This window comes from Reella acinonychis (assembly GCF_052828705.1).
In genome coordinates this window covers 1792417-1807713 of record NZ_CM128256.1, presented here as the reverse complement: position 1 = coordinate 1807713, position 15297 = coordinate 1792417, and the positions used below count along the sequence as shown (strand labels likewise).

At 38.1% G+C, this 15297-nt stretch carries 16 protein-coding genes; 12 read left to right on the top strand and 4 right to left on the bottom strand.

Going from position 1 to position 15297, the window contains the following annotated elements; all coding sequences use genetic code 11:
• Together ACUXZ4_RS08835 and cysK are read left to right on the top strand one after the other, a co-directional pair.
• Positions 1-1053, top strand: a complete 1053-nt coding sequence (locus ACUXZ4_RS08835) for an AI-2E family transporter (protein ID WP_464972835.1) — start codon at positions 1-3, stop codon at positions 1051-1053.
• 110 nt (positions 1054-1163) lie between these two features.
• The gene (cysK, locus tag ACUXZ4_RS08830) at positions 1164-2114 is read left to right on the top strand and encodes a cysteine synthase A (RefSeq protein ID WP_464972834.1); all 951 of its coding nucleotides are present in this window, start codon (positions 1164-1166) and stop codon (positions 2112-2114) included.
• Between the two features lie 75 nt (positions 2115-2189).
• Here cysK and ACUXZ4_RS08825 read toward each other — a convergent pair whose 3' ends face one another.
• The 4 genes from ACUXZ4_RS08825 to dapF are packed head-to-tail and all read right to left on the bottom strand — an operon-like array spanning position 2190 to position 5373.
• Positions 2190-2888: an HAD-IA family hydrolase gene (locus tag ACUXZ4_RS08825; RefSeq protein ID WP_464972833.1), complete on the bottom strand. Its 699-nt coding sequence runs from the start codon at positions 2886-2888 to the stop codon at positions 2190-2192.
• Between the two features lie 9 nt (positions 2889-2897).
• A complete protein-coding gene (xerC, locus tag ACUXZ4_RS08820; protein WP_464972832.1) occupies positions 2898-3785 on the bottom strand; it encodes a tyrosine recombinase XerC in 888 nt (295 codons plus the stop codon).
• A 43-nt stretch (positions 3786-3828) separates the two neighbouring features.
• The gene (locus ACUXZ4_RS08815) at positions 3829-4530 is read right to left on the bottom strand and encodes a DUF484 family protein (protein WP_464972831.1); all 702 of its coding nucleotides are present in this window, start codon (positions 4528-4530) and stop codon (positions 3829-3831) included.
• 18 nt (positions 4531-4548) lie between these two features.
• A complete protein-coding gene (gene dapF, locus ACUXZ4_RS08810) occupies positions 4549-5373 on the bottom strand; it encodes a diaminopimelate epimerase (protein ID WP_464972830.1) in 825 nt (274 codons plus the stop codon).
• A 176-nt stretch (positions 5374-5549) separates the two neighbouring features.
• Here dapF and clpB point away from each other — a divergent pair, with 176 nt between their 5' ends.
• The 10 genes from clpB (at position 5550) to rnc (ending at position 15295) form a co-directional block, all read left to right on the top strand.
• A complete protein-coding gene (gene clpB, locus ACUXZ4_RS08805; RefSeq protein ID WP_464972829.1) occupies positions 5550-8120 on the top strand; it encodes an ATP-dependent chaperone ClpB in 2571 nt (856 codons plus the stop codon).
• Positions 8121-8285: 165 nt separating this feature from the next.
• The gene (gene exbB, locus ACUXZ4_RS08800) at positions 8286-8741 is read left to right on the top strand and encodes a TonB-system energizer ExbB (protein ID WP_464972828.1); all 456 of its coding nucleotides are present in this window, start codon (positions 8286-8288) and stop codon (positions 8739-8741) included.
• A 3-nt stretch (positions 8742-8744) separates the two neighbouring features.
• Entirely contained in the window at positions 8745-9131 is a 387-nt protein-coding gene (gene exbD, locus ACUXZ4_RS08795; RefSeq protein ID WP_464972827.1) for a TonB system transport protein ExbD, read from the top strand.
• A gap of 1 nt (position 9132) precedes the next feature.
• Positions 9133-9897 (top strand): energy transducer TonB family protein, encoded by a 765-nt coding sequence (locus ACUXZ4_RS08790; protein WP_464972826.1) that lies wholly within the window; start codon positions 9133-9135, stop codon positions 9895-9897.
• Between the two features lie 91 nt (positions 9898-9988).
• Complete coding sequence (locus ACUXZ4_RS08785; protein WP_464972825.1) at positions 9989-10351, top strand: YbaN family protein; 363 nt, start codon at positions 9989-9991, stop codon at positions 10349-10351.
• Between the two features lie 184 nt (positions 10352-10535).
• Positions 10536-10856: a ribosome-associated translation inhibitor RaiA gene (gene raiA / locus ACUXZ4_RS08780; protein ID WP_464972824.1), complete on the top strand. Its 321-nt coding sequence runs from the start codon at positions 10536-10538 to the stop codon at positions 10854-10856.
• 358 nt (positions 10857-11214) lie between these two features.
• The gene (grcA, locus tag ACUXZ4_RS08775; RefSeq protein ID WP_464972823.1) at positions 11215-11598 is read left to right on the top strand and encodes an autonomous glycyl radical cofactor GrcA; all 384 of its coding nucleotides are present in this window, start codon (positions 11215-11217) and stop codon (positions 11596-11598) included.
• 196 nt (positions 11599-11794) lie between these two features.
• Entirely contained in the window at positions 11795-13591 is a 1797-nt protein-coding gene (gene lepA / locus ACUXZ4_RS08770; RefSeq protein ID WP_464972822.1) for a translation elongation factor 4, read from the top strand.
• A gap of 8 nt (positions 13592-13599) precedes the next feature.
• Positions 13600-14622 carry a signal peptidase I gene (gene lepB / locus ACUXZ4_RS08765; RefSeq protein ID WP_464972821.1) on the top strand — a complete coding sequence of 341 codons (1023 nt, stop codon included), beginning with the start codon at positions 13600-13602 and terminating at the stop codon, positions 14620-14622.
• Position 14623: 1 nt separating this feature from the next.
• Positions 14624-15295 carry a ribonuclease III gene (gene rnc, locus ACUXZ4_RS08760; RefSeq protein ID WP_464972820.1) on the top strand — a complete coding sequence of 224 codons (672 nt, stop codon included), beginning with the start codon at positions 14624-14626 and terminating at the stop codon, positions 15293-15295.
• Positions 15296-15297: the final 2 nt, after the last annotated feature.

The following is a 15297-nucleotide window of genomic DNA, read 5'->3' as shown; positions in this document are numbered from 1 at the left end:
ATGACAAAAAGAATTTCTTTAACCCAAGCTCTTGTGGTATTAGCCGCTTTGGTCGTGATTTTTGCAGGGATAAAATTAGCATCAGAGATTGTGGTGCCTTTTCTACTTTCTCTATTTATCGCTATTATTTGTTCGCCGCTGATTCGATTTATGACTAACCGAAAAGTACCACATTGGTTGGCTATTACAGGATTATTTCTGCTGATTTTATTGGTCTTTTTCTTTTTAATTGGATTGATTAATAGCTCAGTGCGTGAGTTTTCACATTCTATGCCGCAATATCGAGAGCTATTGACTCAACGTATCAATGATATTCAGCTAGTGGCAGCAAAATGGAATATTCCTTTAACAATCAAACGAGAAGCTGTGTTAGAACATTTCGACCCGAATTCAATTATGAATTTTGTCAGCAGCTTATTACTCAACTTTTCTAACGTAGTTTCCAATGCTTTTGTGTTAATTTTAGTTGTTGTCTTTATGTTGTTAGAAGCACCTTACGCAAAACGTAAATTTGCTATCGCCTTTAGTCATAATTTGCAAGAACAAGGACAAGAAGAGCGCCATCTTGATTTAGTACTACAAAGTATTATTAGTTATTTAGGTATTAAAACCACAGTGAGCTTAATGACGGGGATCGCAGTTTGGCTTCTATTAGAAATTGCTGGTGTGCAATATTCTGTTTTGTGGGCAACGTTGAGTTTTCTTTTTAACTATATCCCTAACATTGGATCTGTCATTGCCGCAGTACCTATTGTTATACAAACTCTCTTATTAAACGGTTTCCCAACAGGGTTTGGCGTGGCTATTGGCGTGATTATGATAAATGTCATCATTGGTAATGTGATTGAGCCTAAAATGATGGGACAGCGTTTAGGATTATCCACTTTAGTGATTTTCCTTTCACTTTTATTTTGGGGATGGTTATTAGGAACTGTGGGTATGCTACTATCTGTTCCATTAACAATGGCGTTAAAAATTGCACTAGAATCCAGCCCAAGTACAGCACGCTATGCCGTATTATTGAGTGATCGATTACCTAATAAATACCAATAAATAATTTTTAATTCTATTTCGTTATAAAATAGAAGAAATGGCTATTTTTACTACAAATATAAATAGGTTTAAAATAACGCTATTGAAAAGCCATAGTTAAGGAGATAACAATGACAATTTTTGCAGATAATGCTTATTCTATCGGTAATACACCATTAGTGCGTTTAAAGCATTTTGGTCAGAATGGAAATGTTGTAGTTAAAATTGAAGGACGTAACCCAAGTTTTAGCGTGAAATGTCGTATCGGCGCCAATATGATTTGGCAAGCGGAAAAAGATGGATTATTACAAAAGGGTAAAGAAATCGTTGATGCGACAAGTGGAAATACTGGAATTGCTTTAGCCTATGTTGCTGCAGCGAGAGGATATAAACTGATTTTAACCATGCCTGAAACTATGAGTGCTGAGCGTAAGCGTTTATTACGTGGATTAGGTGTGAATTTAGTATTGACAGAAGGCGCAAAAGGCATGAAAGGCGCTATTGCTAAGGCTGAGGAAATCGTCGCGAGTGATCCAAATCGTTACATTATGTTAAAACAGTTTGAAAATCCAGCAAACCCAGCAATTCATCAACAAACAACAGGCCCTGAAATTTGGAAAGATACGGAAGGAAAAGTGGATGTTATTGTTGCGGGCGTGGGTACTGGCGGTACAATCACAGGGATTAGTCGTTACTTAAAACAGGATCAAGGAAAAGCAATTATTTCTGTTGCTGTTGAGCCAGAAGAAAGTCCGGTTATTACTCAAACATTAAATGGTGAAGAAATTAAGCCTGCACCACATAAAATTCAAGGTATTGGAGCCGGATTTATTCCTAAAAATTTAGATTTAAGCTTAATTGACCGAGTGGAAAAAGTAGATAGTGAAACGGCAATTGCTACTGCCAAACGACTTATGGCAGAGGAAGGTATTTTAGGCGGTATTTCATCGGGTGCCGCAGTAGCTGCAGCAGATCGTATTGCAAAATTACCTGAATTTAAGGATAAATTAATTGTTGCGATTTTACCTTCTGCTTCAGAGCGTTATTTAAGTACCGCCCTGTTTGAAGGGATTGAACCTTAATCACACACATAAAAGCCAATCTTTGATTGGCTTTTTTACTATTTGACTTAAAGTGCGGTGAAATTTTACTGAGTTTTAAATGAGCTGAAGTAACTCATCTATATGATGAATTTCTAATGTAGGATGGGTTGCGGATTGAGGTAGCTTGTCATTAAAACAATTGAACCATACTGACTGACAGCCCGCTTGAATAGCACCTTCTACATCCGTAATCAGATGATCGCCAATATGCAAAATTTGTTGGGACGAAACCTGATATTGCTTAGCGACTTGATGAAATAAATCACAATGCGGTTTTGCTCTGCCTTGCTCTCCACCTCGTAATATTAACTCAAACTGATTTAAGCCAATTCTCATAGGATCTACATTTCCATTAGTAATTGCGACTAAAGGAAAATGCGATTTGAGCTGATTTAATACAGTTATCGTTGAAGATGGTACTTCAATTTTATGTCGCCACAACACAAATTCCTGCATAACGATTTGACTAATTTGTTGAATTTGTAGTGCATTTTTACCTTGATCTTGTAAATATTGCTCAATTGTACGAATACGCCAAGCCACCACATCTTCACAAAAAATCGGATCTTGCTGCTGAACTTGTTGTTTATAAGCTTGCCATTGCTCAGGTTGAATATTGCATTGACTTGTTTTCTGTAAGCAGGATAAAAATTGCTGTTCTGCGAGGTTTATGACTTCTCGGTTATCATATAGGGTGTCATCCAAATCGAAACTTAGAAGTTTAAAAGGCTGTAAAGTGCGGTGAAATTTCATGTATTTTCTCTATTTTTTACGTTTGGCTCTTGGATGCGCTGCATCATATACTTCCGCCAAATGTTGAAAATTTAAATGCGTATATATCTGCGTGGTGGAAAGATTGCTATGCCCCAATAATTCTTGCACAGCCCGTAGATCAGAGCTGGCTTCTAACATATGGGTTGCAAAAGAATGACGTAATTTATGTGGATTTAAATGCGCATTTAAACCTTGGCGAATTCCCCATGTTTCCATGCGTTTTTGGATAGATCGGTGAGACATACGATTCCCCAAGGAACTTACAAATAATGCCTCATCTTTTGGGTTAAATAATAACCGCACTTTTAACCAATCTTGTAAGGCATGATGGGCGTGATGGCCAAAAGGCAAAATACGTTCTTTATTACCTTTCCCTAACACTCTAACTTCTTTTGTGCGCATATTTAGGCTATTCAAACTCAGCCCTTGTAGTTCTGATAAACGTAATCCTGAACTATACATCAGCTCTAACATGGCACGATCTCGAATATCGATGGGCTCTTGGCTCTGATTATTGAGTAGCTTGCTGACTTGTTCCTGATCCATATTTTTCGGCAAATGTTTACCCTGTTTAGGCGCAGAAATGCCCACTGCTGGATTGACTTTGAGTTCACCTTGAACCACTAAATAATGCAGAAATTGACGTAGGGCAGAGAGACGTAATGCGAGGCTTTTTTCATTTAGGCCTGCTTTTTTGCTGCTCGCTAGCACAAAACGTACCATGCTTGGACTAATTTGTTTCCAATCATGCACGCCTTGCTGTTGCAAGAGTTCAACAACAGCAGATAATTGTCGCTGGTAATTTGTCAGCGTATGAGGGCTGAGTTGCCGTTCGATACGCAAGTAGTCGTAGTATTTTTGAAGTAAATTCAGCATAAAATGTTATTAAAAAGCACCGCACTTTATGGATAACAATCCGTTATTTTTGATAAGCCAATAGCCAGCGGTGTAAGTGAATATCAACTATATTGACTAAATGTTTTAAAAAAGCGGTGTCTTGTCCATTGTGGAAGTGTAGAGTATCGTGGGCAGCGAAAATCAACAACGCTTGACCTTGTTGCTGTGATTTTCCTCCTACTAAACAGCAAGCAACTGAGCCTATCGGGAATTCTTCAGGCAAAAAGAGTAAGGATTTTTCACGATTAGTCAGCTCGCCTAAATAAAAACGTCGCAAACCAAAGCGTTCTAAGCGGATTAATTCAAAGCCTTTTCGATCTAACCAAAAATTTTCGGATAAATGCGGAATATGGTTCCATTTATCTCGAAAAAGCAGCAATTTAGCTTGTTGCAACTCAAATTTCTTCGCCCATTGGTTGAGCACTGCAATGCCTTGTTCAAGATTTTCAACCGTTGAAAGCTGTTTTTGTAATGGCATAAGAGCTAAGAAAATATCTTGTTCCTGATGAACAAGTTGCTGCAAGAGGGCGAGTTCTTGTTCCAAGCTTTTAATGCGTTCACGCTGACTTTCTAGTTGCATCTCAACTAAGGATAAGGTGCCTTTCTGGCTATGGGGAATGGTTAAATGATTTAATAATTCTAAATGTTGAGCAAAAAAGTGCGGTGAATTTTGCAAGAATTTTACTACCTGTTCTTCGGTTAACTCATTGTTTGAATTATTCATTTTAACCACCGCAAGACCTTATAATTTAATTACACCATCGTAAATATGAGTGGCATCGCCTGTCATATAAAGTGGGCTCTCACCACCTTTCCATTCAATGATTAAACTACCGCCGGGAAGATCAACCTGTACTCGTTGATCCAGCAGCCCTTGCATAATCCCGACAGCAACCGCTGCACAAGCACCACTACCGCAAGCTTGGGTTTCGCCCGCACCTCTTTCGTAGACGCGCAATTTGATGTGTCCACGATGCATAACTTGCATAAATCCGACATTCACTCTTTCAGGGAAACGCTCATGGCTTTCGAGTAGTGGTCCTAATTGATCGACATTGGCGGTTTGGATATTGTCAACTTGCACCACACAATGTGGATTTCCCATTGAAACAGCACCACATAATACAGTTTGGATTGGGGTGCGCAGAATATAATTTTTTTCAAATTTGTTCGCGGTAAATGGGATTTTTGCCGGTTCCCAAATGGGTTTACCCATATTGACGCGAATCATGCCATCGTCTTTAATGGTTAAAATCATTTTTCCATTTTGCGTACTAACGGCAATCTCTTTTTTATTGGTTAAGCCTTTTAATGTAACAAAACGGGCAAAACAACGCGCACCATTGCCACATTGAGCTACTTCGCTACCATCTGCGTTAAAAATGCGATAATGAAAATCAAGATCAGGATCATAAGGTGGCTCAACTACTAATAGTTGATCAAAGCCAATACCGCGGTGTCGATCCGCCAGTTTTTTAATGATTTCTTCTGGGAAATAGGCATTTTGCGTCACCGTATCGACAACAACGAAATCATTTCCTAATCCATGCATTTTGGAAAATTGCATTTTTCCATCCTTAAAACGATATCTCATTGTTGGCATTATAATTGGCAAAGGTCATTGAGTAAATCATACAAATTTAATTTAACATAATACTTGAAATTTTATTTTTGAGAGCCATATTAAAATCACGAAAGATAGAAAGAACAACCGTTCAAAACTTATTTTGTGAGAGATAAAACATGAATATTGAAAAATTTACAACTAAATTCCAACAAGCCCTTGCTGAAGCACAGTCTTTGGCAATTGGCAAAGATAATCAATTTATTGAACCTACGCATTTATTAACCGCACTTTTAAACCAACAAGATGGCTCAATTATGCCAATCTTGACAAGTAGCGGCGCCAATATTAGTCAATTACGCCAAGCATTAAATGCGGAATTAAATAAATTACCGCAAGTATCAGGCAAGGGTGGCGATGTGCAGATTTCTCGCCAATTACTAAGCCTGTTGAATTTATGCGATAAAATAGCACAACGTCAGAATGATAAATTTATTTCTTCGGAAGTCTTTTTATTAGCCGCCTTAGAGGAAAAAAGTGCATTAGGCGATTTGTTAATAAAGTGCGGTGTAAATAAAGCAAGTTTACAGCAGGCAATTCAGAAACTTCGAGGAGGGGAGAGTGTGAACGATCAAAATCAAGAAGAAAGCCGTCAAGCGTTAGAAAAATATACGATTGATTTAACCGCGCGGGCGGAAAGTGGCAAATTGGATCCTGTCATTGGACGTGATGAAGAAATCCGTCGTGCCATTCAGGTGTTACAACGCCGTACCAAAAACAACCCTGTGTTAATTGGTGAACCGGGTGTAGGGAAAACGGCGATTGTGGAAGGCTTGGCACAACGTATTGTTAACGGTGAAGTACCTGAAGGCTTGAAAAATAAACGGGTGCTTTCCCTTGATATGGGGGCGTTGATTGCAGGGGCGAAATACCGTGGGGAATTTGAAGAACGTTTAAAAGCGGTATTAAATGAATTGGCGAAAGAAGAAGGTCGAGTGATTTTATTCATCGACGAAATTCACACCATGGTGGGGGCAGGCAAAACTGATGGGGCGATGGATGCAGGTAATCTGCTTAAACCAAGTTTGGCTCGTGGGGAATTGCACTGCGTTGGCGCCACCACCCTTGATGAATATCGCCAATATATTGAGAAAGATGCCGCACTTGAACGTCGCTTCCAAAAAGTGTTTGTAGGCGAGCCAACAGTGGAAGACACCATTGCCATTTTGCGTGGTTTGAAAGAACGTTATGAAATTCACCACCATGTGCAAATTACCGACCCCGCCATTGTGGCGGCGGCGACCCTGTCTCATCGCTATATTTCCGATCGTCAATTGCCAGATAAAGCCATTGACTTGATTGATGAGGCGGCGTCAAGTATTCGTATGGAAATTGATTCCAAACCACAACCTTTGGATCGGTTAGAACGTCGTATTATCCAATTAAAATTGGAACAACAAGCTTTACAAAAAGAAGACGATGACGCCAGCCGCAAACGTTTAGAGATGCTGGAAAAAGAATTAAGCGACAAAGAACGTGAATATGCGGAATTAGAAGAGGTGTGGAAAGCGGAAAAAGCCGCCCTTTCAGGCACGCAACATATTAAGGCAGAATTAGACAGTGCGAAAACCCAAATGGAACAAGCACGCCGTGTGAGTGATTTTGCCAAAATGTCTGAGTTGCAATACGGGGTGATTCCTGCCCTTGAAAAACAATTAGCCCAAGCGGAATCGGCGGAAGGTAAAGAAATGACCTTACTTCGCTATCGTGTAACCGATGAAGAAATCGCTGAAGTGCTTTCTCGTGCAACGGGGATCCCTGTGGCGAAAATGATGGAAGGGGAAAAAGAAAAACTCTTGCGTATGGAAGAGGAATTACACAAACGGGTCATCGGGCAAAATGAGGCCATTGAAGCGGTGGCAAATGCCATTCGTCGTAGCCGAGCGGGGTTATCCGATCCAAATCGTCCAATTGGTTCTTTCTTATTCTTAGGACCGACTGGGGTAGGGAAAACCGAATTGTGTAAAACCCTTGCTAACTTCCTGTTTGACGATGAAAACGCCATGGTGCGTATTGATATGTCAGAATTTATGGAAAAACACAGTGTGTCTCGTTTAGTGGGGGCACCTCCGGGCTATGTGGGCTATGAAGAGGGTGGTTATTTAACGGAAGCGGTACGTCGTCGTCCTTATTCTGTGATTTTGTTAGATGAAGTGGAAAAAGCACATCATGATGTGTTTAACATTTTGTTACAAGTGTTAGATGACGGTCGTTTAACGGATGGTCAGGGGCGCACTGTAGATTTCCGCAATACGGTAGTGATTATGACCTCAAATTTGGGATCACACTTAATCCAAGAAAACCAAAGCGCCGATTACGACAGCATGAAAGCCTTGGTGATGACGGTGGTGGGACAACATTTCCGCCCAGAATTTATCAACCGTATTGATGAAACCGTGGTCTTCCACCCATTAGGTAAAGAAAATATTCGTGCCATTGCGACGATTCAGTTACAACGTTTAATCAAACGCATGGAAAGTCATGGTTATCAATTACACTTTACCGATGCTTGCTTAGATTTTATTGGCGAGGTGGGTTACGATCCTGTGTATGGTGCACGTCCGTTAAAACGTGCTATTCAACAAGAAATCGAAAACCCATTGGCACAACAAATTCTGTCAGGAAAATTGTTGCCAGATCAGTTGGTGACCATTGATTATGTAGATGGAAACATCGTGGCGAAACAATAGAAAACTAAGCAAAAACTGCGGTGAAATTCACCGCAGTTTTTTTGTCTTTCTTGTCTACTTTCAATTTATTTAAATTTATTTTCCTCTTTTTTATCCTTAGGGCTTTTGCTAGAATTGTTCTCTTTGATATTAATTCTCAATTAGATTGACACTTAAGGATTTTATATGCTAGCGTTGTTTCATTTTTTAAAACAGTATAGTGATTATATTATTATTGGTTTGCTCTGTTTTATGAGCTTTATTATGCTGTGGTTTGTTATTGAACGTTATTTATTTTTAGGTCGTGTTAAAGTTTCGCAATATAGTAATATTCATGAATTAGATATTGATCTTAACCGCCATTTAACCATTATTTCTACTATTGGTGCAAACGCGCCTTATATTGGTTTATTGGGAACCGTTATTGGTATCTTATTAACTTTCTATGATTTAGGGAATTCTTCCGGTGACATTGATGCTGCTTCTATTATGCTTCATCTTTCTCTTGCTTTAAAAGCAACAGCTGTGGGGATTTTGGTAGCGATTCCATCTATGGTGTTTTACAGTGCATTAGGACGTAAAGTTGAAGTGAATCGTTTGAAATGGAAGGCCTTAAATAGTGAGAAAAATGTTGGGGCCTAATTCATGAAAAAATTTGATGAAATCAATATTATCCCCTTTATTGACATTATGTTAGTGCTATTGGCGATTGTTTTGATTACGGCTTCTTTTATTTCACAGGGCAAGATTCAAGTCAATGTACCAAAAGCCTCTCAAACAGTAGCATTTAAGTCGGATGATTTAGCTAAATTATTAACTGTGACAGAAAATGGTGAGGTTTTCTTGAATGATAAACCCATTGATATGGTTAATTTGGAGCAAGAGATTTCTAGCTGGGATAAAGCGCAAAAAGTCACATTAAAAGTAGATGCGAAAGCCTCTTTCCAAGACTTTGTTTCGATCACTGATTTAATGGCAAAAAATCAAATTACGAATGTTGCGATTGTAACAATGAAAGACAAAGGCAAGTAGTATGCCGAAAAATTCATGGTTAGGTTTTACAGGATCCTTCGTTTTTCATTTGGGATTGGCTGCACTTATTATTTTTGGATTGAGAGACGATAATAGTGCTAGTACTCAATCGAATGAGTTGGCTAATACGGCAATTTCTATGCAAATGATGATGGCGACAATGGTTGAACAAGCTTCAGAGCCAGAACCTGAAGTGGAAAGTGAGCAACCTGTCATCGAGGAAAAAAAGGAAATTGTTGCGGATCCAATGATAAAAAAAATAGAGGAAAAACCAAAAGAGAAGCCGAAAGAAAAACCTAAGGAAAAACCAAAGAAAAAAGAAAAGCCAAAGGTTAAAACAGAAATCAAAGCTAAAGCTGTAGAACAAAAAGATGCGGTAAAAGCAGATCAAGTGAGAGAAGGTAACTCAAATGTCAATTCTCAAGCAAGTTCGGTAAAAGGAAATACGAATGCTGCAAATTTAGCAGGAAATGGTACAAACACATCAGAAATTAGTGCATATAAAAGCGCATTACGTCGTGAAATTGAACGGCATAAAAAATATTCACAGCGTGCTAAAATGATGCGTAAACAAGGGATGGTAATTGTTAAATTTAATCTTGCTGCTGATGGTTCGATTAATAGTGCGAGTATTAGCAAATCCTCTGGTAGTGATGATTTAGATAACTCGGCATTGCAAGCAGTACAAAGCGCAAGATCTGTTGGTGCAAGACCAATAGGAATGCCGGCTTCTTTAGAAGTGCCAATTCAGTTTAGGTTACAATAAGGGTATAATAAAGTGCGGTGGAAAATATGAGCGTTTTCACCGCACTTTTAATTTTTAGATGACGTATTTATAAGGAAGTGATCGATATTATATGAGAGCAGTTTATATTTTATTGGCTTTTTTCAGTATAGGATTGGGTATTATAGGAATTCCAACACCAGGTTTACCGACAACGCCTTTCTTGCTATTAGCACTTTATTTCTTTGGTAAAAGCTCACCAAGGTTGAAACATTGGTTTATGACTACACAATTATACGACAAATATTTGAAAGACTATGATCAACATAAATCAATGACAATGAAGCAAAAAATCAGCATTTTGGCAATTTCGGCACCTTTTTGCTTGTTAGCCTTTTTTATGCTACCAAATATTTGGGGAAAACTGACGTTAGGTTTGGTTATTGTTGCTCAATATTATTATTTCTTCTTTAAAATTAAAACCTTACCTAAATAATCTTCTCTATTATTCTTATAACAAAATATATAATCAGAAGCTGATTTTTCGATTGAGATCACATTTTTGTAAATTAGTTGCGGGTTTCGTTATAAATGACTTGAAATGTTTGGCTGAAGGGCATATTTTGTAGTTAAGATGTAAACAAGAGTAATCAAACTCACTAACAAAAGAGGTAAATGCTATGACACTTAATATTGCAAGTAAACAAATGGACATTACACCGGCAATTCGTGCTCACATTGAGGATAGACTCGCTAAATTAGAGAAATGGCAAACCCAGTTAATTAATCCGCATTTTATATTAAATAAGGTGCCACAAGGTTTTTCCGTCGAGGCATCAATTGGTACACCTCATGGTAATTTGTTCGCAAGTGCTGAAGCCGATGATATGTACAAAGCCATTAATGAGGTTGAGGAAAAACTCGAACGTCAATTAAATAAACTTCAGCATAAAGGCGAAGCGCGTCGTGCTGATGAACGATTGAAAGATTCATTTCAATAATAAAGAATAGCAATTTATATTCCTGCCCCAGATAATATCGTCTGGGGTATTTTTTGTATAAAATTGAGAAAAATAGCACTTCACTTATTTAGACGAAATATGGTAATAATTTTGTTTATTTAGGTAAGATAGATAAATAATAAATAAGTTAAATGTTTATAAGTTGTTAAATTATGTAATTAAAATGTTAATAAGTGATTTTATTTAAGTGCTTTTATGTGACCTAAGTCAAGTTTAAGTAAAATTTGTACGATTTTCTCTTGATAAATGTCAAATATTGTTGAAATCATCAAATTTTTTGATAAAATTTCGCACAATTCAAACCAATTAATAACCGCCAATTATAGGAGGCAGAAAAATGATTAAAGGTATTCAAATTACCCAAGCAGCAAACGACAATTTATTAAATTCATTCTGGTTATTAGACAGCGACAAAGGTGAAGCGCGTTGTTTATGTGCAAAAGGTGAATTCGTGGAAGATCAAATCGTTGCAATCAACGAATTAGGTCAAATCGAATATCGTGAATTACCAGTTGATGTTGCACCAACAGTAAAAGTTGAAGGTGGTCAACACTTAAACGTAAACGTTTTACGTCGTGAAACTTTAGAAGATGCAGTAAAAAATCCAGAAAAATACCCACAATTAACAATTCGTGTTTCTGGTTATGCTGTACGTTTCAACTCATTAACGCCAGAACAACAACGTGATGTAATCACTCGTACTTTCACTGAAAGCCTATAATTTGTTGTTTTAGTATAAAAGAAAACCCTGAGTTTCACTCAGGGTTTTTTATTGCCAGTAAATAAGATGTTGTGAAAAGTTTGTGAATTTTCACCGCACTTTGCTTTTGTTCGTATAGCGGTCTGTTGGAATTTCAGGTACAATTGCACGATTTATATTGATTTACTTTTTATTATTACAACAGATTATTATTTTTATGAAGAATATTCGTAACTTTTCAATTATTGCTCATATTGACCATGGGAAATCGACTTTATCGGATCGTTTAATTCAAACCTGTGGTGGTTTATCGGATCGTGAAATGGAAGCGCAAGTGTTGGATTCAATGGATCTTGAACGTGAGCGTGGTATTACCATTAAAGCACAAAGTGTGACTTTAAATTATAAAGCAAAAGACGGCGAAACCTATCAATTAAACTTTATCGATACGCCAGGACATGTGGATTTTTCTTATGAAGTATCTCGTTCATTAGCGGCTTGTGAAGGTGCATTATTGGTGGTGGACGCAGGACAAGGCGTGGAAGCACAAACCCTTGCTAACTGTTACACCGCGATTGAAATGAATTTAGAAGTGGTGCCAATTTTAAACAAAATTGACTTGCCAGCAGCCGATCCAGAACGTGTCGCAGAAGAAATTGAAGATATTGTTGGTATTGACGCGATGGAAGCCGTGCGTTGTTCAGCGAAAACAGGCGTGGGGATTGATGAGGTATTAGAAGAAATTGTTCATAAAATCCCTGCACCAGAAGGCGATCCTGAAGCGCCATTACAAGCCTTAATTATTGACTCTTGGTTCGATAATTATTTGGGTGTGGTATCTTTAGTGCGTATTAAAAATGGTACTTTACGTAAAGGCGATAAGATCAAAGTGATGTCCACAGGGCAATCTTATAACGTGGATCGTCTTGGTATTTTTACACCAAAACAAGTGGATACAACTGTACTCAATTGTGGTGAAGTAGGTTGGGTAGTTTGTGCTATTAAAGACATTTTAGGTGCGCCAGTGGGCGATACCTTAACTTCTCACCATAATCCAGCTACATCGGTTTTACCAGGCTTTAAAAAAGTGAAGCCGCAAGTTTATGCAGGGTTGTTCCCGATTAGTTCTGATGATTATGAGGCGTTCAGGGATGCTTTAGGTAAATTAAGCCTCAATGATGCTTCTCTTTTCTATGAGCCTGAAAATTCCACCGCTCTTGGCTTTGGTTTCCGTTGTGGTTTCCTTGGCTTGTTGCACATGGAGATTATTCAAGAGCGTTTAGAGCGTGAATATGACTTAGATCTCATCACAACTGCGCCAACAGTAGTTTATGAAGTAGAACAAACCAACGGTGAAGTGATCTATGTAGATAGCCCGTCAAAATTACCGCCGTTAAGCAACATTGCAGAAATTCGTGAGCCGATTGCAGAATGTAATATGTTATTGCCACAAAGCTATTTAGGTAATGTTATCACCCTTTGCGTGGAGAAGCGCGGTGTTCAAACCAATATGGTTTACCATGGTAATCAAGTGGCGCTGACTTATGAAATTCCAATGGGCGAAGTAGTGTTAGACTTCTTTGACCGTTTGAAATCAACTTCTCGTGGTTATGCTTCATTAGATTATGGATTCAAACGTTTCCAAGCAGCAGATATGGTGCGTGTGGATATTATGATTAATGGGGAACGAGTGGACGCACTTGCATTAATTGTTCATAAAGACAATGCGCAATATCGTGGTCGTGAGCTTGTGGAAAAAATGCGTGAACTCATTCCACGCCAACAATTTGATATTGCTATTCAAGCGGCGATTGGTAACCACATTATTGCTCGTTCTACGGTAAAACAATTGCGTAAAAACGTATTGGCGAAATGTTACGGTGGTGACGTGAGCCGTAAGAAAAAACTATTACAAAAACAAAAAGAAGGTAAAAAACGTATGAAATCCTTAGGTAATGTTGAAGTACCACAAGAAGCGTTTTTAGCCATTTTGCATGTTGGTAAAGATAAATAAGGAATATTATGTCAAAACTCTTTTTACCTATTTTATTTGCGGTAGGATTTGGTGTTTGGAAAGTGCTAGATCATTTGCAGTTACCAAATACATTCTCAATTTTATTAATTTTATTCACCGCACTTTCAGGTATTTTATGGTGCTACCATCGTTTTTCTGTTCAGCCACGCCGCCAACGACAAATTGCACGAACAGAACAACGTAGTGGCCAAACATTAACGGATGAAGAAAAAAGTAAAATTGAACCTATTGGCGAAGGCGAAGAATTTATTGCTTCGTTGTTTCCTGTATTAGCCTTTGTGTTGATTTTACGTTCTTTTGTGATTGAACCATTCCAAATTCCTTCTCAGTCAATGGAGCCAACATTAAGAGTGGGCGATTTTATTGTGGTGGAAAAATATGCGTATGGCATTAAAGATCCTGTATTTCAGAATAAATTAATTGAAACAGGCAATGTACAGCGTGGTGATGTAGTTGTGTTTAAGGCTCCGCCAGCACCAAGCATTGATTATATTAAACGTGTCATTGGTATCGGTGGCGATCGTGTTATTTATAACGAACTTGATCGTAAATTAACAGTGATTTATGGACAAGATGGAAAAGCGTGCGAAAATAATTGTTCGGTGAAAACCTTTGATTATTCAGATCCACAAATTAACGATGAATTTAGAGCAATTATTGGTAAAAATCCAGATGGTAGCTTTAGATATGGTCCAAGTATGTTGGAATTAGTGGAAAAAGGTGATGTAGAGCACAAAATCCATTGGTTTCCTGAGCCCATTTCTGAAGGTTTCCGCTATAAAGATTATGCACGTCAAGAATATTACACAACGGAATGGATTGTACCCGCTGGGCATTATTTTATGATGGGCGATAACCGTAATATGAGCGAAGATAGTCGTTTCTGGGGATTCGTACCAGAGAAAAATATTGTCGGTAAAGCGACTTATATTTGGTTGAGCTTAGATAAGAAACCAGGCGAATGGCCAACAGGTATTCGTACTAAACGTCTATTTACAAAAATTCAGTAATATGAATGATTTAAATCGATTACAACGCCATATTGGTTATCAATTTAATCAAGTGGCGCTTTTACAGCAAGCATTAACACATCGCAGTGCAGCAAAAATTCATAATGAACGATTGGAATTTTTGGGCGATGCGATCCTGAATTTAACTATTGCCGAAGCACTATATCAACAGTTTCCTAATTGCAATGAAGGTGAATTGAGCCGTATGCGTGCTTCTTTAGTGCGTGAGCAAACCTTAGCGGAATTAGCGCGTAAATTTGAGTTAGGCGATTATATGGCATTAGGGGCTGGTGAGCTAAAAAGTGGTGGTTTCCGTCGAGCATCTATTTTGGCTGATTGTGTTGAGGCGATTATTGGCGCGATGTCCTTAGATCGAGATTTAGCACAAACCATGACTATTGTTCGTCAATGGTATCAAGATTATTTGCAAGCCATTAAGCCGGGCGAAAATCAAAAAGATCCTAAAACACGTTTGCAAGAATATTTACAGAGTAAACGTTTAGAATTGCCAACTTATAATGTTACTCATATTCAAGGGGAAGCGCATTGTCAGACTTTTACGGTGGAATGTAATGTATCAAATTTAGACCGCACTTTTATTGGGGTGGCAAGCAGCCGTCGTAAAGCTGAGCAAATAGCAGCTGAACAAGTATTAAAAGAATTGGATATTTAATT

What these genes read in the sequence shown, in the direction of transcription:
- dapF (WP_464972830.1), bottom strand. Translation starts at nt 5,373, where the DNA reads ATGCAATTTTCCAAAATGCATGGATTAGGAAATGATTTCGTTGTTGTC.
- clpB (WP_464972829.1), top strand. Translation starts at nt 5,550, where the DNA reads ATGAATATTGAAAAATTTACAACTAAATTCCAACAAGCCCTTGCTGAA.
- ACUXZ4_RS08790 (WP_464972826.1), top strand. Translation starts at nt 9,133, where the DNA reads ATGCCGAAAAATTCATGGTTAGGTTTTACAGGATCCTTCGTTTTTCAT.
- cysK (WP_464972834.1), top strand. Translation starts at nt 1,164, where the DNA reads ATGACAATTTTTGCAGATAATGCTTATTCTATCGGTAATACACCATTA.
- xerC (WP_464972832.1), bottom strand. Translation starts at nt 3,785, where the DNA reads ATGCTGAATTTACTTCAAAAATACTACGACTACTTGCGTATCGAACGG.
- ACUXZ4_RS08835 (WP_464972835.1), top strand. Translation starts at nt 1, where the DNA reads ATGACAAAAAGAATTTCTTTAACCCAAGCTCTTGTGGTATTAGCCGCT.
- exbB (WP_464972828.1), top strand. Translation starts at nt 8,286, where the DNA reads ATGCTAGCGTTGTTTCATTTTTTAAAACAGTATAGTGATTATATTATT.
- grcA (WP_464972823.1), top strand. Translation starts at nt 11,215, where the DNA reads ATGATTAAAGGTATTCAAATTACCCAAGCAGCAAACGACAATTTATTA.
- lepA (WP_464972822.1), top strand. Translation starts at nt 11,795, where the DNA reads ATGAAGAATATTCGTAACTTTTCAATTATTGCTCATATTGACCATGGG.
- ACUXZ4_RS08815 (WP_464972831.1), bottom strand. Translation starts at nt 4,530, where the DNA reads ATGAATAATTCAAACAATGAGTTAACCGAAGAACAGGTAGTAAAATTC.
- ACUXZ4_RS08825 (WP_464972833.1), bottom strand. Translation starts at nt 2,888, where the DNA reads ATGAAATTTCACCGCACTTTACAGCCTTTTAAACTTCTAAGTTTCGAT.
- exbD (WP_464972827.1), top strand. Translation starts at nt 8,745, where the DNA reads ATGAAAAAATTTGATGAAATCAATATTATCCCCTTTATTGACATTATG.
- lepB (WP_464972821.1), top strand. Translation starts at nt 13,600, where the DNA reads ATGTCAAAACTCTTTTTACCTATTTTATTTGCGGTAGGATTTGGTGTT.
- rnc (WP_464972820.1), top strand. Translation starts at nt 14,624, where the DNA reads ATGAATGATTTAAATCGATTACAACGCCATATTGGTTATCAATTTAAT.
- raiA (WP_464972824.1), top strand. Translation starts at nt 10,536, where the DNA reads ATGACACTTAATATTGCAAGTAAACAAATGGACATTACACCGGCAATT.
- ACUXZ4_RS08785 (WP_464972825.1), top strand. Translation starts at nt 9,989, where the DNA reads ATGAGAGCAGTTTATATTTTATTGGCTTTTTTCAGTATAGGATTGGGT.